At 57.4% G+C, this 19,874-nt stretch carries 19 protein-coding genes; 10 read left to right on the plus strand and 9 right to left on the minus strand.

Features of this window, described 5'->3' with window-relative positions:
- Positions 1-27: 27 nt before the first annotated feature.
- Entirely contained in the window at positions 28-288 is a 261-nt protein-coding gene (locus TU84_RS03735) for a putative signal transducing protein (RefSeq protein WP_048367234.1), read from the minus strand.
- 12 nt (positions 289-300) lie between these two features.
- Complete coding sequence (locus TU84_RS03740; RefSeq protein ID WP_048367235.1) at positions 301-483, minus strand: CPXCG motif-containing cysteine-rich protein; 183 nt, start codon at positions 481-483, stop codon at positions 301-303.
- A 107-nt stretch (positions 484-590) separates the two neighbouring features.
- On the opposite strand from TU84_RS03740, the gene TU84_RS03745 reads away from it, so the two are divergent.
- Complete coding sequence (locus tag TU84_RS03745; RefSeq protein ID WP_082148616.1) at positions 591-1,754, plus strand: 1-acyl-sn-glycerol-3-phosphate acyltransferase; 1,164 nt, start codon at positions 591-593, stop codon at positions 1,752-1,754.
- 154 nt (positions 1,755-1,908) lie between these two features.
- Positions 1,909-2,115, plus strand: coding sequence for a hypothetical protein (locus TU84_RS03750; RefSeq protein ID WP_048367237.1), 207 nt, complete (start codon positions 1,909-1,911; stop codon positions 2,113-2,115).
- 60 nt (positions 2,116-2,175) lie between these two features.
- Here the strand turns inward: TU84_RS03750 and TU84_RS03755 are convergent, their stop codons facing one another.
- The gene (locus TU84_RS03755; RefSeq protein ID WP_048367238.1) at positions 2,176-2,760 is read right to left on the minus strand and encodes a YajG family lipoprotein; all 585 of its coding nucleotides are present in this window, start codon (positions 2,758-2,760) and stop codon (positions 2,176-2,178) included.
- A 158-nt stretch (positions 2,761-2,918) separates the two neighbouring features.
- Between TU84_RS03755 and TU84_RS03760 the strand changes: the two genes are divergently transcribed.
- Together TU84_RS03760 and mqo are read left to right on the plus strand one after the other, a co-directional pair.
- On the plus strand, positions 2,919-3,152 hold the full coding sequence (locus TU84_RS03760; protein WP_048367239.1) for a hypothetical protein: 234 nt from the start codon (positions 2,919-2,921) through the stop codon (positions 3,150-3,152).
- Between the two features lie 701 nt (positions 3,153-3,853).
- Positions 3,854-5,362: a malate dehydrogenase (quinone) gene (mqo, locus tag TU84_RS03765; protein ID WP_048367240.1), complete on the plus strand. Its 1,509-nt coding sequence runs from the start codon at positions 3,854-3,856 to the stop codon at positions 5,360-5,362.
- A gap of 75 nt (positions 5,363-5,437) precedes the next feature.
- Here the strand turns inward: mqo and TU84_RS03770 are convergent, their stop codons facing one another.
- The 6 genes from TU84_RS03770 to TU84_RS03795 form a co-directional block, all read right to left on the minus strand.
- On the minus strand, positions 5,438-5,890 hold the full coding sequence (locus tag TU84_RS03770) for a hypothetical protein (protein ID WP_053225183.1): 453 nt from the start codon (positions 5,888-5,890) through the stop codon (positions 5,438-5,440).
- Between the two features lie 212 nt (positions 5,891-6,102).
- On the minus strand, positions 6,103-6,390 hold the full coding sequence (locus TU84_RS03775) for a PA4642 family protein (protein WP_048367241.1): 288 nt from the start codon (positions 6,388-6,390) through the stop codon (positions 6,103-6,105).
- Between the two features lie 51 nt (positions 6,391-6,441).
- Positions 6,442-6,936, minus strand: coding sequence for a hypothetical protein (locus TU84_RS03780; RefSeq protein ID WP_048367243.1), 495 nt, complete (start codon positions 6,934-6,936; stop codon positions 6,442-6,444).
- Positions 6,937-7,043: 107 nt separating this feature from the next.
- Entirely contained in the window at positions 7,044-8,759 is a 1,716-nt protein-coding gene (locus tag TU84_RS03785) for an ABC transporter ATP-binding protein/permease (protein WP_048367244.1), read from the minus strand.
- 133 nt (positions 8,760-8,892) lie between these two features.
- On the minus strand, positions 8,893-9,453 hold the full coding sequence (locus TU84_RS03790; protein WP_048367246.1) for a response regulator transcription factor: 561 nt from the start codon (positions 9,451-9,453) through the stop codon (positions 8,893-8,895).
- The gene (locus tag TU84_RS03795; protein ID WP_048367247.1) at positions 9,446-10,708 is read right to left on the minus strand and encodes an ATP-binding protein; all 1,263 of its coding nucleotides are present in this window, start codon (positions 10,706-10,708) and stop codon (positions 9,446-9,448) included. The genes TU84_RS03790 and TU84_RS03795 overlap by 8 nt, the downstream gene beginning before the upstream one ends.
- 344 nt (positions 10,709-11,052) lie before the next feature.
- On the opposite strand from TU84_RS03795, the gene TU84_RS03800 reads away from it, so the two are divergent.
- The 6 genes from TU84_RS03800 to TU84_RS03825 all read left to right on the plus strand — a co-directional run bounded on the left by TU84_RS03800 (position 11,053) and on the right by TU84_RS03825 (position 19,870).
- Positions 11,053-11,769: an SIMPL domain-containing protein gene (locus tag TU84_RS03800; RefSeq protein WP_048367248.1), complete on the plus strand. Its 717-nt coding sequence runs from the start codon at positions 11,053-11,055 to the stop codon at positions 11,767-11,769.
- A gap of 306 nt (positions 11,770-12,075) precedes the next feature.
- Positions 12,076-13,701, plus strand: a complete 1,626-nt coding sequence (locus tag TU84_RS03805; protein WP_048367250.1) for an ABC transporter substrate-binding protein — start codon at positions 12,076-12,078, stop codon at positions 13,699-13,701.
- 283 nt (positions 13,702-13,984) lie between these two features.
- Positions 13,985-15,583 (plus strand): ABC transporter substrate-binding protein, encoded by a 1,599-nt coding sequence (locus TU84_RS03810; RefSeq protein WP_048367795.1) that lies wholly within the window; start codon positions 13,985-13,987, stop codon positions 15,581-15,583.
- A 150-nt stretch (positions 15,584-15,733) separates the two neighbouring features.
- A complete protein-coding gene (locus tag TU84_RS03815) occupies positions 15,734-17,101 on the plus strand; it encodes an OprD family porin (protein ID WP_048367252.1) in 1,368 nt (455 codons plus the stop codon).
- Between the two features lie 87 nt (positions 17,102-17,188).
- Positions 17,189-18,784, plus strand: a complete 1,596-nt coding sequence (locus TU84_RS03820; RefSeq protein WP_048367254.1) for an ABC transporter substrate-binding protein — start codon at positions 17,189-17,191, stop codon at positions 18,782-18,784.
- Between the two features lie 75 nt (positions 18,785-18,859).
- On the plus strand, positions 18,860-19,870 hold the full coding sequence (locus TU84_RS03825) for an ABC transporter permease subunit (RefSeq protein ID WP_048367255.1): 1,011 nt from the start codon (positions 18,860-18,862) through the stop codon (positions 19,868-19,870).
- Positions 19,871-19,874 lie beyond the last annotated feature (4 nt).

Below are 19,874 nucleotides of genomic sequence, written 5' to 3' on the forward strand. Positions count from 1 at the left end.
TATATAGATACAGTGAAAAAAGGCTGCTCAGCAGTCCAGTACACCCGCAAAGCTTTCAGGCTCATCACCCGCCAGCGGCGAGGCGCCATTGTACGCATCGATCAACTCGCGCGCCTGTAACGCTTGCTCATTGGCGACCGCCAACCCCAGCAAGCCCAAAGCTGGCAACTCGCCCGTACCGCCCACCAGATCACGCCCCTGCAAGCACGCAACGATGCCTTCACTGGCAAGCATGCCCAGTAAAAGTTCAGCTTCCATCAAATTTTCTGGCTCGTAGATTCGCTGCATATCACCTGCCTGCTACTCGTTTTCACTGTGTACATCGAGCATCCACTCCTGGCCGTCGGTCTGGAGCGTAAACACAATCGGCCGGCAACACACCGCGCAATCTTCGATGTACTGCTGATCGCCCCCCGTCAGATCAAGCACAGCTTCGCCTGGCTCGCCACAATACGGGCAATCATAGCTCTCAGTTTCAAGCATCGCGGTCTCCAGAGTGACTTGTGCGTATAATCGCCGGTCTATTAGCAGGGCCCTATTTTTGTCCTGCCCTGTGTATTAATCCTAGCCGCTTCCAACAAGAGAACATGATGGGCGAATTCGATACCATCCGACCTTACAGTGACACTGAAGTCCCGGCTGTTCTGGCGCGACTGCTCAGTGACAAGGCTTTTCTAGATATCCTCACCCACTTTCGCTTTCCACGCCTGGCGGGTGCATTCGGCTGGCTGTTAAAACCCCTTATAGCGCATCGCCTGCGCAAAGAGTTTGCGAACGTGACATCGGTCGCGAGCTTGCAAGACAAGGTCGAGGTGTACGTCGACCGCACCATCGAGCATGCCACAGACGGCGTGACCTATACCGGCGTCGAGCAATTGAAGTCGGGCACCGCCTACCTGTTTCTGGCCAACCACCGCGACATCGTGATGGACCCGGCCTTCGTCAACTACGCCGTATACCACGCAGGCTTGCCAACCCCGCGCATCGCGATTGGCGACAACCTGCTGCAAAAGCCTTTTGTCAGCGACCTGATGCGCCTGAACAAAAGCTTTATCGTGCACCGTTCAATCACCGGGCGCCGCGAAAAACTGGCGGCGTACCAATTACTGTCGGCGTACATCAACCACTCGATTCGCAACGACGGCCAGTCCATCTGGATCGCCCAGGCGGAAGGTCGCGCCAAAGACGGTGATGACCGCACCGACTCGGCGATCTTGAAGATGTTTCACATGAGCCGTAAAAACGAGCCTTTCGCCGAGGTCATTCAGTCACTGAACCTGACCCCGGTGTCGATCAGCTACGAATACGACCCGTGCGATCAGGCCAAGGCTCGCGAGTTGTACATCCGCGCAACCACGGGCACTTACAGCAAAGCCCCCGGCGAAGACGACACCAGCATTGCCAACGGCATCACCGGCTATAAAGGCCGTGTGCACGTAAACTTTGCGGCGCCGATCAGTGAAGCGTTCGAGGACAGCAAACTGCTGGCCACTGAAATGGACCGCCACATCCTCACCGGCTACCGCCTGTTCCCGGCACACTACCTGGCGTATGCCCAGTGGGCCGATGCAGACCCGCTATTGCAGGTGCCGAGCGCAGCCGAAGTCTTCCCGGAGCAAGAACTGGCCAAGGCCCAGCAAGAATGGCAACGCCGCCTGGACGCCTGCCCTGCCGAGCATCGCCCGTATCTGGTGCTGCAATACGCAATGCCGGTGCGTAACCAGTACCGCGTCAAAGCCGGCCTGCCACTGTAGGAGCGAGCTTGCCTCGCGATCTTTTGATCTTTAAAGGGTCGCCAGGCACGCCAGCCTCTGGCAAAACATGACAACCGGCCTAAATTGCCCTGTCACCGTATCGTCATGAAGAGAGGCCACTCTATGGCCCCTCGACACTGACACGGAGCTTGTCATGCTGCACGCTGAAAACCAGGACCGCCTCTATCTGATCGCCCCGAGTGATGAACAACAGGCATTGATCGAGAGCTTTTCCTTTAACGTCCAGGATCGTCACTGGCTGGTCTATTGCGCGCTCAGCGGTCACACCCATGCCGACCTGCCCGAGCTGGACCTGCTCACCGGCATCAGCCGCCTTGAGCCCTACGCCGAGGCCGCATGAACCTGGCAGACACAAAAAAGCCCGAACTCAAACCGTTCGGGCTTTTTTGTGGGTCGATGTTTACTCGCCGAGCAAACGACCGACCGACGGGTCTTCAAACACGCGCGTCAGGGCATCGCTCAACACGTCGCTGACCAGCTTGGTGTTGGTTTCCTGATTCGGCGCCATGCCGAAACGCTGATCCAGCGAGGCGCTGTAGCGACCACTGTACGAACGACCCCCATTGCGCACGTCAGAGCGGAAGGCCGCACCGATGGTCGCTTCAGTCACGTACATGGTGTCTTTAGGCGACTGATACTTGAGTTCAGACAAGGTAACGGTCAATTGCGGTGCGTTCCCGCCATTGGCTGTCGGGGTGTAACCCAGCAAGCGCACAGCGGCTTCAGCTTGAGCTTGCAGCTTGGGGATCACATCGGCGCTGCTGACGTTGATCGAGCTGGTTTCCGGGTACATGCCACCGCGAGTGCCCAGGGTTGGCGAAGGACGACCATCCACCACGCGCACGACCACAGGCTGACCACGGCCGACAGGCGCGATTTGCTTGGTCAGTTTAGGCTGCGGACTGAGTTGTTGCGGGCTGTGGGCGCAGCCGACCAGAGTCAAACTGGTCACAGTGATCAAACCGAACAACAGGCGTTGCAACATGCTCATCTCTCCAGGACTGGATAAAACCGGACGCCAGTATAGCGGTGCTGTACCTGCGGTCACCAGCCGCTTGCTGTCACCACCTTGTCATGGCCGATACATCGTCATGTCACGACCCACCGGTAATGTTTGACCTACTGACTCAACAGGTGCTCCCCATGAACAGGTCATGGTCGTTATTCTCGTTTCTGCAACCTCATCGCTGCTACGCACGGCTGGACTCGATGGGCCGCTGCCAGGCCTTTAAACAGTGCAAACAACCGCCGGTCGGCGACAATTGGGTCGAGATCGAAGAAATTCGCCTCAACTGGTTGCACCAGGTACTACCTGCCAGCGCCCGTATGCCTGCGCGAGCAACGCGTTCAGCGGTGCTACCCGCACTCGGCCTCTGACGGACGCACCAATAAAAGTCATTTAACAGGATCAATTGCCCACGTTTCTTCGCTACAATCTCCCCCCGATTATAAGGACGTCTCCTGATCGGGCCTCGCAGCATCGCTAATGTGCTTTTATTAGCTCCTTCGTACCGCCCACAGAGAGCCGCCCACACAGATCATGTGAAGCTGGCAGCTTGCTGTTTCCAACACCAATCTGCGCCTTTGCCCGATCTGCCAGAGCTGCCATGTTGCTCGGCCTGTGCATGCATACGCGCGCGCCAGTAGCGGTAGCCCTTTTTTGAGGTTCACGTCTTCAAGAGAGCGTGAAAAAAACGGGTTTTCACAACTTCACAAGAGTGTGGCGAGCAAATGAAAAGTTTTGCGTCTGAACAAGCACCATTAGCGTCTGCAACATCCTCACCCAGCAGGAACTTGATCGGCTCCAGAGCACGGGACTGAAAGCCTGTCCGCTTACGGATTTGGTTGCACAAACGGACGCTCTTGACCTTAAGTCGAATTGCCTCCCGAGCACTGAAATGCGTTCATATGAACCTTGAAGGCCCGGTTGGCGGCGTCCGCTGAAGCTGCAAGAAATTGCGATGAATCGGACATGGCGATCCTTGTCATGAGTGACCAGAGCCCCTATCTAAAAAAGGCCTTGGTACACCTGGCAGCTATGCCGTCAATTAGGTGCCGTAGATTTTGGAGACGCGTTAATGGCGCATAACGAAGCAGTCGACGTAGTACTGGTTGGAGCGGGCATCATGAGTGCCACCTTGGCCGTGCTGCTCAAAGAGCTCGACCCTGGTATTACGCTGGAAGTTGTTGAGCAGATGGATTCGGGTGCTGCAGAGAGTTCCAACCCGTGGAACAACGCAGGCACCGGCCACGCTGGCTTGTGCGAATTGAACTACACGCCGCAAGCGGCTGATGGCTCGATCGACATCAAAAAAGCGGTGCACATCAATGCCCAGTTCGAAGTGTCCAAGCAGTTTTGGGCCCACCTGGCCCAACAAGGGACCTTCGGTTCGTGCAAGTCCTTCATTAGCCCAGTGCCTCATCTGAGCTATGTCGAAGGCGAAAAAGGTGTGGCCTTTCTGAAAAAACGCTTTGATGTGCTGAGCAAGCACCATGCGTTTGCCGACATGGAATACACCGAAGACAAAGCCAAAATGGCTGAGTGGATGCCGCTGATGATGCCGGGCCGCCCTGCGGACCAAGTGATCTCGGCCACCCGCGTGCAGAACGGGACTGACGTTAACTTCGGCGCTTTGACCCAGCAATTGCTCAAGCACTTGGCCAGCGCTGAAGGCACGCAGATCAAGTACAGCAAAAGAGTCACTGGTCTCAAGCGCAACGGCAGCGGCTGGACTGTCAGCATCAAAGACATCAACAGCGGCAGCACTCGCCACGTCGATGCCAAGTTCGTGTTCTTGGGTGCAGGCGGCGCGGCCTTGCCATTGCTGCAAGCCTCGGGCATTGAAGAAAGCAAAGGTTACGGCGGCTTCCCGGTCAGCGGTCAGTGGCTGCGTTGCGACAACCCGGATGTGGTCAAACACCACCAGGCCAAGGTATACAGCCAGGCAGCCGTGGGTTCGCCACCGATGTCGGTTCCGCACCTGGACACCCGTGTGGTTGACGGCAAAAAATCGCTGCTGTTCGGCCCTTATGCCGGCTTCACCACCAAGTTCCTCAAGCACGGCTCGTTCCTTGACCTGCCAATGTCGATCCGCCTGGGTAACATCGGCCCGATGCTGGCCGTTGCCCGCGACAACATGGACCTGACCAAGTACTTGATCAGCGAAGTGCGCCAGTCGATGGAAGAACGCCTGGAATCCCTGCGTCGCTTCTATCCACAGGCCAAGGCTGAAGACTGGCGCCTGGAAGTGGCTGGCCAACGGGTTCAGATCATCAAGAAAGACCCGAAAAAAGGCGGCGTGTTGCAGTTCGGTACCGAACTGGTTGCCGCCAAAGACGGTTCGCTGGCCGCCCTGCTGGGTGCGTCCCCTGGCGCATCGGTGACCGTGTCGATCATGCTGGACCTGATTGAGCGCTGCTTTGCGCAAAAGGCCACCGGCGAGTGGGCTGCGCGCCTCAAGGAAATTTTCCCGGCACGGGAAAAGACTCTGGAGACCGACGCCGAGCTGTATCGCGAAATCAGTACCCGCAACTCCGAGTTGCTGGAACTGGTAGAGCCAAAAAAGGTTGATACTCAACTCGCGTAACCCAATGCTGGCGCATTGATTGGCCACCCAAAGCCCCTGCCCTTGCGGGTCAGGGGCTTTTTGTTGGCTTAAGGTCTAGCCCATCGTGAACAGCACCCGTGTGCCGCCATTGCGTATAAATTCGTCATCGTCCGGCACGGCAATAAGCTCAGCCGCACAGGTGGCTGCAACCGTCCCCGTTGATTTGGCCTGAGCCCAGCGATTGGGGTTTGCCTCACCCGGCGTGAGGTGACCAAAACCGAAGTGACAGGCCTGCTCGCCCTGGCGATAGGTAAATGCCTCTGCGCCTCTGGCGACGGGCAGGTAATACATCAGCTCCTGGCTGGACTTGGGGGCTACTACAAAGTCATGCCCGGCGTTGTCCGGGTCTTCCAGCCATGAAAAATCATTTCCTGGCGTGATGGCATGGCCGCTGGCATTAAACACCTCCACCTCCAGCACCTCATCGGCCGCCAGGGCAGCCGAGCCCAAAGCGATCAGTCCTACTCCAAAGACCAGTGTTTTTATCACATCGTTAAGGCGAGTCATGGTTCGATTCCCTTCAAGTTAAAAGACAGCCCAAAGTCCTTTTGGGCACCCTTGAGTATTGTTCGCCCACACAAAAACACCCCGTCGCAAAAAGCGCAGGTTGTGTAGGAAGGGTCTTTGTTGGTGCCTATATAACGGTGTAGGAGCGAGCTTGCCTCGCGATCTTTTGATCGTCTAAAAGATCGCGAGGCAAGCTCGCTCCTACAGCTGGATCAGCCGCGTGCCGCCTCGATGAGTTCGATGTACTCGGCAGCATTGCGCTGGTCTTTGATGAGGTCGACAAAGGTCTGGCCGTGCTCATCCTTGCCGTCCAGATCGTAGCCGGCCTCTTTGAAAAAGGTCAGGAAGCGTTCGAAGTCGTCGATACGCAGACCGCGATAACCTTTGATCAATTTGTGCAGTGAAGGGGACGTCGCGTCCACAGGTTCAAAGTCCAGGAACAACTTGATCTGCTCATCGCCAATCTCATCACCAATCAACTGCTTCTTATCTTTACGCATGTCCGACTCCAGCCTGCTGATACTTCACGAGGGCCGCAGTTTACCCAAGGCTCAACGCGCACGCACGCTGCCGGTGTGCAAGTCAGCCCAAATATGGCCATTGGCATAGGTCAAAAACTGGCAATAGACGATGTCGTTGCGCAACAAATCCATCACCACGCGGTATTGGGACAGCGGATAAGACAACGTCAGGGTTTTGCTCTCACTGTCAAAAGCCGGCTTTTTCAGGCTCTTGCTTTCACCGTCGAACGAAATCAGCACTTCGCGCACGGTCGCGCCCTGGCTCAACGGTTTGCCCTTCAAGCGCACCAACAACGACGCCGTGACCGGAATCGGCTGCTGATTGGAGGGGCGCTGGCTACCTACCACCACCGAATACGACGTCACCTGCATCAGTTGCTGTTGCTCAGGCTTCTCGCTGCGCAACTGCAAATCATCGGCGGGCAAAAACTGTGCATGGGCAGGCGAAGAAACCGCGGGCGCTGCGGCCAAGGGCAAGCTGACGGTCAACAAAAGAGGGGCAACACAGCGAAATAAGCGGTTCATGACCTGCTCCGAAAGGCGAGGCAGGCACTCTAGCACGCACACGTAACAAGCCATGACCGGTTATCACACCGCTCAGGCCGGTTACGCGCCTTCACTGCGTCGGCCCATTACTGGGCCATTAAATGGCCCGACTCAATCCGCACATGCCGTGGATGAAAACGCGCCAGGCTGCTGCGGTGCCCCACGCTGACAATGCTCAGGCCCGGCAGTTGATCGATAAGCGCCTGATACAACCGCGCCTCGTCCTCTTCATCCATCGCTGACGTCGCTTCGTCCATGTATAGCCATTGCGGGCGATACAACAGTGCCCGGGCAAACGCCAGTCGCTGCTGCTCACCGCCCGACAACACTCGCTGCCAGTGATTGGCCTCGTCAAGCTTGGGGATCAGATGCTCCAGGCGGCAGGTGCGCAGCACTTCTTCATAGCGCTCAGACGGGTATGTGTCGCCGCTCTGTGGATAACTCAGCGCCTCGCGCAAGGTGCCAATCGGCAGGTAAGGTTTTTGCGGCAGGAATAACGCCCGCTCATGGGGCATTCGAATCGCCCCGCCGCCTTGCGGCCAAAGCCCGCCCATGGCGCGCAGCAAGGTACTTTTACCGCTGCCGGAGCGACCGCTGAGCATTAACCGGTCACCGGGCGCAACGTTCAGGCTTGCCCCGTGCAACAAAGGTCGGCCATCGGCCAGGTCCAGGCTCAGGTCATTGACGCTTAATGCCCCACCCTGGGCCTGTACATCAATCGCCGGTTGGCGCTGTTCGTTGTCGGTCATGGCCTGACGGAAGCTCAGCAGACGATCACAGGTGGCGCGCCACGCCGCCAAGGTCACGTAGGCGTCGATAAACCAGCTGAAGTTCTCTTGCACATTGCCGAAAGCGGAGTTGATTTGCATCAGCTCACCCAACTCGATCTTGCCTGCGAAGTAGCGCGGCGCTGCCACGATAAAGGGGAAGATAATCGCAATTTGCGAATAACCGGCCGTGAAAAACGTCAGGCGCTTGGTCACCTTCATTTGCGTCCAGAAGTTGTGCCAGACCTTGCTGAAGCGGCTGCTCAGGCGCTCAAGCTCGTTGGGTTCGCCGTTGTACAAGGCGATGCTCTCGGCGTTTTCACGCACCCGCACCATCGAAAAACGCAGATCCGCTTCGTAGCGTTGTTGTTGGTTGCTCAGGCCAATCAGGCGACGACCGATCAAATGCGCCAGCCAACTGCCAACCAAGGCATATAACAGTGCGCACCAAAACATATAGCCGGGAATGGTGATACCGAAGACTTCGATGCTGCCCGACACGCCCCACAAAATAATCGAGAACGACACCAGACTGACCACATTGCGGATCAAGCCCAGGCCGAGGGAGAGCGTACTGTCGGTGAAGGAGTTGAGGTCTTCACTGATGCGCTGGTCAGGGTTATCGGTGTAACCGCCCTGCTCCAGCTGGTAATAGTTTTTGTGGGCGAGCCAGCGCGCGAAGTGCTGCTCGGTCAGCCAGCGCCGCCAGCGGATAGTCAGCATCTGCGTGAGATAAAGCCGGTACACCGCGCCCACAATACCGGCGGCGGCAATCAGCCCGAAGTAGCCGATCAGGTGCCAGAAGGCTGCGCTGTCTTTGTTTTCCAGCGCGTTATAGAAGTCTTTGTACCAATGGTTGATCCATACCGATATGCCGACGCTGACCAGTGACAAGGCAATCACCGCGATCAACAGCAGCCAGGCCCTGGCGCGCTCCTCACTGCGCCAGTAAGGCGTTATCAGCCCCCAGACGCGAGGAATAAAATCTCCACGCACAGCATCATTTACGACAGAAGGCTCAGCGTTCTGATTCATCGTTCGGGCTCGTTGGGAGTAAAGAGCAACCTGCGAGCCGATCAGGGCGACCGGCGCATTAGCACGTTGTAAAACAGACTAGGGCCGCTCGCAGTTTCGTTGCAAATTGAAACGAAACTGCGACAGCTTCTGTTCAGCGTCGGACCGGACGCTTCTGCAGTTTGCGCTGCAAGGTACGTCGATGCATGCCCAGCGCACGGGCAGTTGCCGAGATGTTGCCTTCATGTTCGCCCAATACGCGCTGAATGTGCTCCCATTGCAGGCGATCGACCGACATCGGGTTATCCGGCACCAGCGAGTCGAGGTCGGCATGCTGGCTTAGCAGGGCCGCCATCACATCATCCGCATCGGCCGGCTTGCACAGGTAGTTGCAGGCGCCGCGCTTGATCGCCTCCACCGCCGTGGCGATGCTCGAATAACCGGTCAGGATCACCACGCGCATTTCTGGATCAAGCTCCAGCAACTTGGGCAGCAGCACCAGGCCCGAATCACCTTCCATCTTCAGGTCCAGCGTGGCGAAATCAGGCACGTCCTGCTGAGCCAGGAGCAGCCCTTCTTCAGCGGAGCCTGCGGTGCTGACGCGAAATCCGCGTCGGGCCATGGCGCGGGCCATGACGCGGGTAAATGTCGCGTCGTCATCCACTAACAACAAATGTGGCAGCTCTTCGCCTTCGACCTGAATCTCTTCACTCATTTTCGTTTCCTCGGGAGACACGTGGCAGGCGTAGCTCGGTGAGCGTGCCGCCATCCTCATGACTGTAGAGTTTTACCGAGCCGCCAGCGCGTGTCACGCTGGCTTTGCTCAAGAATAGGCCCAGGCCGAAACCTTTGCCTTTGGTTGTAAAAAACGGTTTGCCGATTTGTTCGGCAATGGCCAACGGTACACCCGCACCGTGGTCACGAATACTGATGGTTAAATCAACGGCGTCCCAATCCACGGTCACTTCGAGCCCTTCCGGACAGGCGTCGGCGGCGTTGTTGAGCAAGTTGAGCAGCGCCTGGGTGAGGTCTGGCGGTGGCGCCAGGCGCGGCACCGGCGCGTGCCCCAGGCACTGAAAGCGATAGGTCGCTTCCGGGCGCATCAGGTGCCAGCGATTCAACGCCTCATCGAGCCACTCGGTAACGTCCTGAACCTCAATGGCCAGACGACGATTGGCTTCAGCGGCCCGAACCAGCTGCTGCAAGGTCTCTTTGCACAACTTGACCTGATCCTGCAGCACGCTTAAATCGTCCTGCAATTCAGGGTCCGGGTGATCGCGACGAATCTCCTTGAGCAGCACGCTCATGGTCGACAACGGCGTGCCCAATTCATGTGCCGCACCGGCAGCCTGGGTCGCAACCGCCAGCAATTGCTGGTCACGCAGACCTTCTTCACGGCGCAAGGCGCGCAGTTCTTCTTGGCGGCGCAGCTCTTCGCCCATTCGGGCGGCAAAAAAGGTAATCACCGCCGCCGACAGGGCAAAGCTGAGCCACATGCCGTAAATCTGCAGTTTCTCGCGGAAGAACGGCGCCGCTTCCACGGGGTAAAACTGCATCAGTAGCAACGTGTACAGCGCCAGCGCGATACCGGTCAAAATCAGCGAGTAGCGCCAGGGCAGCGTCACCGCCGCAATGGTCAGCGGCACCAGGTAATACGACACAAACGGGTTGGCCGAGCCTCCGGAGAAGTACAGCAAGGCGCTGTGGATAAACAGATCACAGGCCAGTTGCAGCGCGTACTCAAGCTCGGTAACCGGCCACGTGGTGCGCAGGCGAATCGCGGTAAACGCGCACAGCAACGCCGAAAAACCGAGGGTCAGACACAGCTGAAACCAGGGCAGCGGCAGCAGATGAAACCAGTAGGCGATGCCCACCGACCCCGCCTGTGCGACCAGCACCAGCATGCGGATAAACGTGAGACGCCAGAGGTTCTGGCGAGTTGCAGACAAAATTTGAACGGGGGCGAGCATGAGCTCTCCTGATGAGTGCTCCAGGCGACCGCACGGAGTATAACCAAGCTGGCGGCCTGACAGGCAAACGTGCGGCAATGGGCCACAGTGTATTTTTTGGAAAAACCGCTAATAGCCCCTGACTATCCTGTGGGAGCCGGGCGTGCCCGCGATTGGATCGACCCGATACAACAGACACCCAGGCGGTGCCTGCATCGCGAGCAAGCCCGCTCCCACAGATTTATGGCCCACCCATTTTTGCGCCCCCGCCCTTTTCTGAAGTTGTATCGAAAATGTAAGTAGGCGAACTGAATGCCGCCCACTACAGTCTTATAGGTCTTGCTGACCTCACCCAAGGAGCTTTTATGTTTACTGTTCAGCGCACTGCCGCCCTTTTGACCTTGAGCCTTGGCGCTTTCGCCAGCTTGCCGGCCCTGGCTGAAGGACTTAACTACAATCAGGTCTCGTTGCGTGCAGAAGCCAGTCAGGAAGTGCCGCGCGATCTGATGATCGTGACGCTGTACACCGAGGCGCAAAACACCGACTCAGCCAAGCTCGCCGCTGAAATCACCACCGCGATGAATAAAGCCATCGGCCAGGCCAAACAGGTCAAAGACGTGACCATGCGCCAGGGCAACCGCAACAGCTACCCGATCTATGACAACAAGACCCAAAAAATCACCGGCTGGCGTGAGCGCGCTGAACTGCGCCTGGAAAGCACCGATTTCGCCACCTTGTCCAAGTTGACCGGCGAATTGATGCAAACCCTGAAAATGGGCAACATGCAATTCACCGTGGCCAACGCCACGCGTAAAACCAGCGAAGATGCATTGCTCAAAGATGCGGTCAATGCCTTCAAGGCCCGCGCTCAACTGGCCACCGATGCCCTGGGCGGTAAGGGCTACAAAATCGTTAACCTGAACCTCAACAGCAACGGTTACCCGCAGCCCTACATGCGCAGCGCCATGATGATGAAAGCCGCTGGCGCAGCCATGGATTCGGCACCGACACCTGAAGTCGAAGCCGGCACCAGCGAAGTCAGCATGAGCGCCGACGGCGTGATTGAAGTTCAAATGCAATAAGCACTTTGCCACACCCCAAGCCCTTGCAGCCTTCACGCTGCAAGGGCTTTTTTGTGCCCGCAATATCAAATAGCCCACGCACAAAAAGGAGTTTTCCTACGAACAAACAAACATGCGCCGACATATTTTCCCGCCAAGAGCCTAGATAAGTAACACCCCATCTGGATCGAACGGCAGCTGCACGTGAACGGTCTATGGTTAACCCAGAGCCGCGATGCGTCTGTTGCACCGGCCAGGATGGGGTAAGTATCGAGAGGCTGACTCACCGGGTCGCCCTCACACTAAAAATGACAAAAAGAGGTCTCCATGTTCAAACACGCGGTCATTCCTTTATTAGTAGGTGCCAGCCTGCTGGCAAGCGCACCTTTCGTCCAGGCAGCCACCAACCTGGTGTATTGCTCTGAAGGCAGCCCGGCCGGCTTTGATCCCGGCCAATACACCACCGGCACAGACTTCGACGCCTCGGCCGAAACGATCTACAACCGCCTCAGCGAGTTCGAACGCGGCAGCACCAACGTCATTCCAGGGCTGGCCACGAGCTGGGACATTTCGCCGGACAACCTGACCTACACCTTCCATTTGCGGGACGGCGTCAAGTTCCACACCACGCCGTACTTCACCCCCACTCGCAACTTCAATGCCGACGACGTGCTCTTCACCTTCAACCGCATGCTCGATAAAGACATGCCGTTCCGTAAGGCCTATCCCACCGAATTCCCCTACTTCACCGACATGGGAATGGACAAAAACATCAAGACAGTCGAAAAAATCGACGACCACACCGTCAAGTTCACTCTGAACACAGTCGACGCTGCCTTTATCCAGAACATGGCCATGCACTTTGCCTCCATCGAATCGGCCGAGTACGCCGACAAGCTGCTCAAGGCCGGCAACCCGTCCGACATCAACCAGAAAGCTATCGGCACCGGCCCGTTCGTGTTCAAGAGCTACCAAAAAGACTCGAACATCCGTTACACCGGCAACAAAGACTACTGGAAGCCTGAAGACGTCAAAATCGACAACCTGATTTTCGCCATCACCACCGACCCGTCGGTGCGCATGCAAAAGCTGAAAAAGAACGAATGCCAGATCACCATTTACCCGCGCCCCGCAGACCTGCAGTCCCTTAAAGAAGACCCCAACCTGAAAATGCCCAGCCAGGCAGGCTTCAACACGGGTTACATCGCCTACAACGTGATGGACAAGATCAAAGGCAGCGACGAGCCCAACCCGATGGCCCAGCTCAAGGTTCGTCAGGCGCTGGACATGGCCGTAAACAAACAGCAAATCATTGATTCGGTGTATCAGGGCGCAGGCCAGTTGGCGACCAACGTCTTGCCGCCGACCCAATGGTCGTACGACGAGTCGATCAAAGACGCGCCTTACGACCCTGAAAAAGCCAAGCAACTGCTCAAGGAAGCAGGCATTAAGGAAGGCACCGAAATCACCTTGTGGGCCATGCCGGTTCAACGCCCGTACAACCCGAACGCCAAGCTGATGGCTGAGATGCTGCAATCGGACTGGGGCAAGATCGGCATCAAGGCCAAGATCATGACCTACGAATGGGGCGAGTACATCAAGCGCTCCAAAGGCGGTGAAAACGGCGCGATGCTGATTGGCTGGAGCGGCGACAACGGTGACCCGGACAACTGGCTCGGCACCCTGTTCGGCTGCGACGCGATCAATGGCAACAACTTCTCCAAGTGGTGCAACCCCGAGTTCGACAAACTGATCACGGCCGCCAAAAACACCACCGACAAAGAGGAACGCACCAAGCTCTACAAAGAGGCCCAACAGTTGCTCAAGGAACAAGTCCCGCTCACACCGATCGCCCACTCAACGGTGTATCAACCGATGCGCAAAAACGTTGAAGGTTTCAAGATCAGCCCCTTGGGCTTGATGTCCTTCTACGGCGTCAGCGTTGACAAATAAGTAACCCGTGAATGCGGCGACAACGCCGCATTCACTCGCTCTACAAGCAACTCAGAATTTCCCTTCATCTTTAAGCTACCCCGTACTACAGCAGAGGCTATAGGACTCACGGAAACGTCCTACAGCATTGTCAGCTCCTACGCATTTACTCACATACCTCGCGCCCTCTAACGTCTAGCCACAGCCGGCCCATAACGCCGGATGGCTGATGCGCTGAACCCATACGCCGCTCACAAGGCGCGTAGTCAGCGCTCATAAAACAACAAAAAGGATGGGGATCGTGATGCATAAACCTATGGTTTTGTCTGTATTGATCAGCGCCGGCGCAGTGGCCGGTAGCCCGCTCGCGTACGCGGCCAATAGCCTGGTGTTTTGTTCCGAAGGCAGCCCTGCCGGTTTTGATACCGCGCAATACACCACCGCCACCGATAACGATGCAGCCGAACCGCTGTACAACCGGCTGGCCGAGTTTGAAAGGGGCGGCACCGCCGCTGTCCCGGCCCTGGCAACTCACTGGGAGGTGTCTGAAGACGGCCTGACCTACACCTTCCATCTGCGCGACGGGGTCAAGTTTCATACCACGCCATGGTTTACCCCGACCCGAGACTTCAACGCTGATGATGTGCTGTTCACCTTCAATCGCATGATCCACCCAGACCATCCGTTTCGCCTCGCCTACTCCACCGAGTTCCCTTATTTCAGCGGCATGAGCCTTAACAAAAACATCGCCAGCGTCGAAAAAACCGGCCCGCTGACCGTGGTCATGACGCTCAACGCTGTAGACGCCGCCTTTATTCAAAACCTGGCCATGAGCTTTGCTTCGATTGTCTCGGCCGAATATGCCGAGCAACTGCTCGCCACCGGCAAACCTGGCGACATCAACCAAAAACCGGTCGGCACCGGGCCCTACATGTTCCAGCGCTATCAAAAAGACTCGAACATCCGCTATGCCGCCCACAAGGGCTATTGGGATCCCAGACAGGTCAAACTCGACAGCCTGATTTTCTCGATCAACGTCGACGCCTCGGCACGCATGCAAAAGCTGCGCAAAAACGAGTGCCAGATCTCGCTGAACCCACGCCCTGCCGACCTGACCGGTCTCAAGGCCGACCCGGCCTTGCAGGTTATTGAAAAGCCCGGTTTCAACCTCGGGTACATCACCTACAACGTCCAGCACAAACCGCTGGACCAACTGCCCGTGCGCCAGGCGCTGGACATGGCCATCAACAAGGACGCCATTCTCAAGGCGGTGTATCAAGGCGCGGGGCAAAAGGCCGTCAACGCCATGCCGCCCACGCAATGGTCCTATGACGACACCATCAAGGACGCGCCCTACAACCCGGAAAAAGCCAAAGCACTGCTCAAGGCCGCCGGGGTGAAAGAAGGCACAGAAATCACTTTGTGGGCCATGCCGGTGCAACGCCCCTACAACCCGAACGCCAAACTGATGGCGCAAATGCTGCAATCCGACTGGGCCAAAATCGGGCTCAAGATCAACATCGTCAGTTATGAGTGGGGCGAATACATCAAACGCACCAAACAAGGCGAGCATGACATCAGCCTCATTGGCTGGACCGGTGACAACGGCGACCCCGACAACTGGCTCGGCACCCTTTACAGCTGTGACGCCATAGGTGCCAACAACTACTCCAGGTGGTGCGACAGCACCTACGAAGCACTGATCAAAAAAGCCAGAACCCTCACTGACCGCGAACAACGAACCGTCTTGTACAAACAGGCCCAACAGTTGCTCAAGCAACAAGTCCCGATCACCCCGATTGCCCACTCAACGGTCAGTCAACCCTTGAGCGTCAAGGTCAAGGGTTTTGAGGTCAGCCCCTTTGGGCGCAATACCTTCTCGGGCGTCAGCCTCGACGACTGAATAACCCTTTAACCCACCCACGTTTGCGCAGGCCACCCCACGGTGGTCCGCCAAGGCTTTGCCCGAACAAATGTTCCAACGCTCTAAACGGAGCCACACAGCTGTAACGCATAACAAAAACGACAATAAAAAAGCACAGGAGCCTCAACCATGAAACTTACAAGTACCGCGCTGTTAGCCATGGCCATCAGCAGCCTCAGTACAACCGCTCACGCCGATGAATTTATCGGCACCCAGCTTAAATCCGAAGCCAGCGAGCAAAGTACAGCTGAGGGTTTTGTCGAAGGCAGCAGCCTGAGCGGCACCACGCGCAACTGGTATGCGAACGAGCTTAAACGTCGGGGTGGCCAGTTCACCTACAACGATCATGGCACCCGCAAAACCACGCCGCGCCGGATCAACTGGACCCAAGGCACCATCCTTGATTTCAGCTCGGGTTTCACCCAGGGCACCGTGGGTTTCAGCACCCAAGTAGCGGCGTACAACGCCATCGCCCTGGATCGCGACATCAATCACATCGCCGGCAATAACAACCGTACCCTCAGCCGCAGCGACGGCGATGCGGTTGGCCAGTGGAGCAAGCTGGGCCTGGCGAACATCAAGGCGCGTGTCTCCAACACCACACTGACCGTAGGCCGACAGAACTTCAGCAGCCCCACTATCGATGTGATCGGTAACCGTGCACTGCCTTCAAGCTTTCAAGGGGTGGGCTTGCGCAGCGAAGAGTTCAACAACCTGATTGTCGACGCGGGCTCCTTTGACCGCGTCTCGCCGCGTACTGAACAAAGCTTGAGCAAGTTCCGCAGTGAATATGGCGCCCTCGGGGTCGAAACAGATCGCGCCAGCGTCGCAGGCTTCAGCTATCAGCCGTTCAGCAGCTTGAAAACCTCGTTGTTTGCTACCCACGTCGAAGACTTCTGGAACCAGTACTACGTCGGTGCCGTGCATGACTGGGGCGACAATGCCGTGTTGGGCCTGAACACCAACTTCAACTATTACAAGACCCTCGACACCGGCAAAAAAGCCATGGGCGAGATCAATAACGACACTTACAGCCTGGCCTTCGGCCTGACCCATCAAGCCCACACCGTGAGCCTGTCGTACCAACAAGTGGTCGGCGACGAGTACTTCGACTACCTGCACGAAACCAACGGCATTTACCTGGCCAACTCGCTGCTGTCGGACTTCAACGGCCCGAACGAAAAGTCACTGCAACTGGCGTACAGCATCAACATGGCGCAGTACGGTATTCCCGGCCTGAAATTCAACGCCTACCACGCCCGCGGGTGGGACATCGACGGCACCCACTACAAGGGCACCGCCTATGATGTACGCAACATGGACGGTGAAAAGCATTCGGAGTACAGCGTTGGCACATCCTATGCAATTCAAAGCGGTCCATTGAAAGCTACGGCCATCCGCGCGACCTACACCACGCACCGTGCCAGTAAAAACCAGTCTGACGGCAGCATCAATGAGTTCCGCGTGGTCACGACCATACCGTTCAATATTCTGTAAACGTCTTATAGCGCTCGACAGAACAGCGGCGGGCTCAAACAGCCCGCGCCGTTCTTGGCAGGCTCAATTAATCAGGAGAGGGTTGCCATGAAAAAATACCTACTGCGCACCGCCCTTGCCGCCGCACTGCTCAGTGCCGCCGTGAGTGTTAACGCCAAAACCCTGGTGGTGTGCACCGAAGCCAGCCCCGAAGGGTTCGATGTCGTTCAATACAGCACGGCGGTGACCGCTGACGCCTCGGCAGAAACCATCCTTGACCGGCTGGTCGACTTCAAACCGGGCACTACCGATGTTGAGCCGGCCCTGGCAGAGCGCTGGGACATCAGCCCGGACGGGCTGGAATACACCTTTTACCTGCGCCCCGGGGTGAAGTTTCAAACCACCGACTACTTCACACCGACCCGCACCCTGAACGCCGACGACGTGATCTGGAGTTTTCAGCGCCAGCTCGACCCCAATCACCCATGGCACGCGCTGTCGCTGGTGGGCTACCCCTACTTCGAAAGCATGGGCTTTAAAGACCTGCTCAAAAGCGTCGAAAAAGTGGACGACATGACGGTCAAGATCACCCTCAACCATGCCGAGTCGCCGTTTCTGCGCGACGTGGCCATGCCGTTCACCTCGATCTATTCCGCCGAATACGCCGACCAATTGCTCAAGTCCGGTAAAACCGCAGACCTCAACAGCAAACCCGTCGGCACCGGGCCGTTTATCTTCGTGCGCTACAACAAAGACGCCCAAGTGCGCTTCAAGGCCAACCCGGACTACTTCCGTGGCAAGCCACCCAGCGACAACCTGATTTTCGCCGTGACCACCGACAGCAACGTGCGCCTGCAAAAGCTCAAGGCCAACGAATGCCAGATTGCGCTCTACCCCAAGCCCGACGAAGTTAAAAATATCCGCCAGGACCCTAACCTCAAGGTCGACGAACTGGCAGCGCTGATGACCAGCTACATCGCCATGAACACCAGCCACAAATACCTCAGCGATGTGCGGGTACGACAGGCCATCGACATGGCGTTCGACAAGCAAACCTACCTCAATAGCGTCCACGGTGCAGGCAACGCCCTGCTGGCCATCAACCCGTACCCGCCGACCATGCTGGGGTTCAACACCACCCTGCAAAGCCCGCCTCGCGACCTGGACAAAGCCCGCGCCCTGCTCAAGGAAGCCGGCGTACCTGAAGGCACCACCTTCACCCTGTTCACCCGCAATGGTGGCGGCCCGACCAACCCCAACCCGATGCTCGGCGCCCAGTTGCTGCAGTCAGACCTGGCCAAAGTCGGCATCAAACTCGACATCCGGGTCATGGAATGGGGCGAAATGCTCAAGCGTGCCAAAGCGGGCGAACACGACCTGGTTTCAACCGGCTGGGGCGGTGACAACGGCGACCCAGACAACTTCCTCACCCCGCTGCTGAGCTGTGAAGCCGCTAAAAATGGCGAAAACTACTCACGCTGGTGCAATAAAACCTTCGAGGACCTGATCACCAAAGCCCGCAACAGCAGTGAACCCGCAGAGCGGGCGGCACTCTATGAACAAGCACAGGTGGTATTTCATCAAGAACAACCCTGGATCAACGTCGCCCACCCTATGCTGTTTACAGCCATGCGTAAAAACGTCGAGGGCTACACTTTAAGCCCACTGACCCATAATAATTTCGCCACAACCCAGGTGAAGTAGAACAATAAAATACCCGCCAGCGTCCACCCCGACACTGGCGGAAATGCCTGACCGGCTGATGAGGAACACCACACGATGTTTAGTTTTATTGCCCGCCGAATAGGGCTGTTGATCCCTACGTTTTTCGGCGTCACCTTGCTCACCTTCGCCCTGATTCGCATGATCCCCGGCGATCCGGTTGAAGTCATGATGGGCGAGCGTCGCGTCGACCCCGAAATGCACGCTCAGGCCATGGAACGTCTGGGTCTGAACAAACCGCTCTATGAGCAATATTTTGATTACGTCGGCAAACTCGCCCACGGCGACCTCGGCGAATCCTTGCGCACCCGTGAAAGCGTGTGGACCGAATTCACCGCTCTGTTCCCCGCCACCCTTGAGCTGGCGGGTGCAGCGCTATTGTTCGCGGGCATTTTCGGTTTGCTGGCCGGTGTCATTGCGGCCCTCAAGCGCGGCTCACTGTTTGACCACGGGGTGATGGGCATTTCCCTCGCGGGGTATTCGATGCCGATCTTCTGGTGGGGCCTGATCCTGATCATGTTCTTCTCCGTGGGCCTGGGCTGGACCCCGGTTTCCGGGCGCATCGACCTGCTCTATGACATCGAGCCGAAAACCGGCTTCATGCTCATCGACACCTTGCTTAGCGACGAACCCGAAGCGTTCTGGGATGCGCTGCACCACATCATCCTGCCCGCCATCGTGCTGGGCACCATCCCCCTGGCGGTGATTGCGCGCATGACCCGTTCTTCGATGCTCGAAGTGCTGCGCGAAGACTACATCCGCACCGCCCGCGCCAAAGGCCTGTCGCCTGCCCGGGTGGTGTTCGTGCACGGCCTGCGCAACGCGCTGATCCCGGTGCTGACCGTGGTCGGCCTGCAAGTCGGCACCCTGCTGGCCGGTGCCGTGCTCACCGAAACCATTTTCTCGTGGCCCGGTATCGGTAAATGGCTGATCGAAGCCATTGGCGCCCGGGACTATCCCGTGGTGCAAAACGGCATTCTGCTAATCGCCTGCCTGGTGATTCTGGTCAACTTCGTGGTGGACATCCTCTACGGCTTTGCCAACCCACGCATCCGTCACCAGCGCTGAGATC

This window comes from Pseudomonas helleri (assembly GCF_001043025.1).
GTDB classification, from domain to species: Bacteria; Pseudomonadota; Gammaproteobacteria; order Pseudomonadales; family Pseudomonadaceae; genus Aquipseudomonas; species Aquipseudomonas helleri.

What these genes read in the sequence shown, in the direction of transcription:
- TU84_RS03810 (WP_048367795.1), top strand. Translation starts at nt 13,985, where the DNA reads ATGCATAAACCTATGGTTTTGTCTGTATTGATCAGCGCCGGCGCAGTG.
- TU84_RS03750 (WP_048367237.1), top strand. Translation starts at nt 1,909, where the DNA reads ATGCTGCACGCTGAAAACCAGGACCGCCTCTATCTGATCGCCCCGAGT.
- TU84_RS03785 (WP_048367244.1), bottom strand. Translation starts at nt 8,759, where the DNA reads ATGAATCAGAACGCTGAGCCTTCTGTCGTAAATGATGCTGTGCGTGGA.
- TU84_RS03815 (WP_048367252.1), top strand. Translation starts at nt 15,734, where the DNA reads ATGAAACTTACAAGTACCGCGCTGTTAGCCATGGCCATCAGCAGCCTC.
- TU84_RS03775 (WP_048367241.1), bottom strand. Translation starts at nt 6,390, where the DNA reads ATGCGTAAAGATAAGAAGCAGTTGATTGGTGATGAGATTGGCGATGAG.
- TU84_RS03770 (WP_053225183.1), bottom strand. Translation starts at nt 5,890, where the DNA reads ATGACTCGCCTTAACGATGTGATAAAAACACTGGTCTTTGGAGTAGGA.
- TU84_RS03820 (WP_048367254.1), top strand. Translation starts at nt 17,189, where the DNA reads ATGAAAAAATACCTACTGCGCACCGCCCTTGCCGCCGCACTGCTCAGT.
- TU84_RS03735 (WP_048367234.1), bottom strand. Translation starts at nt 288, where the DNA reads ATGCAGCGAATCTACGAGCCAGAAAATTTGATGGAAGCTGAACTTTTA.
- TU84_RS03755 (WP_048367238.1), bottom strand. Translation starts at nt 2,760, where the DNA reads ATGTTGCAACGCCTGTTGTTCGGTTTGATCACTGTGACCAGTTTGACT.
- TU84_RS03800 (WP_048367248.1), top strand. Translation starts at nt 11,053, where the DNA reads ATGTTTACTGTTCAGCGCACTGCCGCCCTTTTGACCTTGAGCCTTGGC.
- TU84_RS03780 (WP_048367243.1), bottom strand. Translation starts at nt 6,936, where the DNA reads ATGAACCGCTTATTTCGCTGTGTTGCCCCTCTTTTGTTGACCGTCAGC.
- TU84_RS03795 (WP_048367247.1), bottom strand. Translation starts at nt 10,708, where the DNA reads ATGCTCGCCCCCGTTCAAATTTTGTCTGCAACTCGCCAGAACCTCTGG.
- mqo (WP_048367240.1), top strand. Translation starts at nt 3,854, where the DNA reads ATGGCGCATAACGAAGCAGTCGACGTAGTACTGGTTGGAGCGGGCATC.
- TU84_RS03805 (WP_048367250.1), top strand. Translation starts at nt 12,076, where the DNA reads ATGTTCAAACACGCGGTCATTCCTTTATTAGTAGGTGCCAGCCTGCTG.
- TU84_RS03745 (WP_082148616.1), top strand. Translation starts at nt 591, where the DNA reads ATGGGCGAATTCGATACCATCCGACCTTACAGTGACACTGAAGTCCCG.
- TU84_RS03740 (WP_048367235.1), bottom strand. Translation starts at nt 483, where the DNA reads ATGCTTGAAACTGAGAGCTATGATTGCCCGTATTGTGGCGAGCCAGGC.
- TU84_RS03760 (WP_048367239.1), top strand. Translation starts at nt 2,919, where the DNA reads ATGAACAGGTCATGGTCGTTATTCTCGTTTCTGCAACCTCATCGCTGC.
- TU84_RS03825 (WP_048367255.1), top strand. Translation starts at nt 18,860, where the DNA reads ATGTTTAGTTTTATTGCCCGCCGAATAGGGCTGTTGATCCCTACGTTT.
- TU84_RS03790 (WP_048367246.1), bottom strand. Translation starts at nt 9,453, where the DNA reads ATGAGTGAAGAGATTCAGGTCGAAGGCGAAGAGCTGCCACATTTGTTG.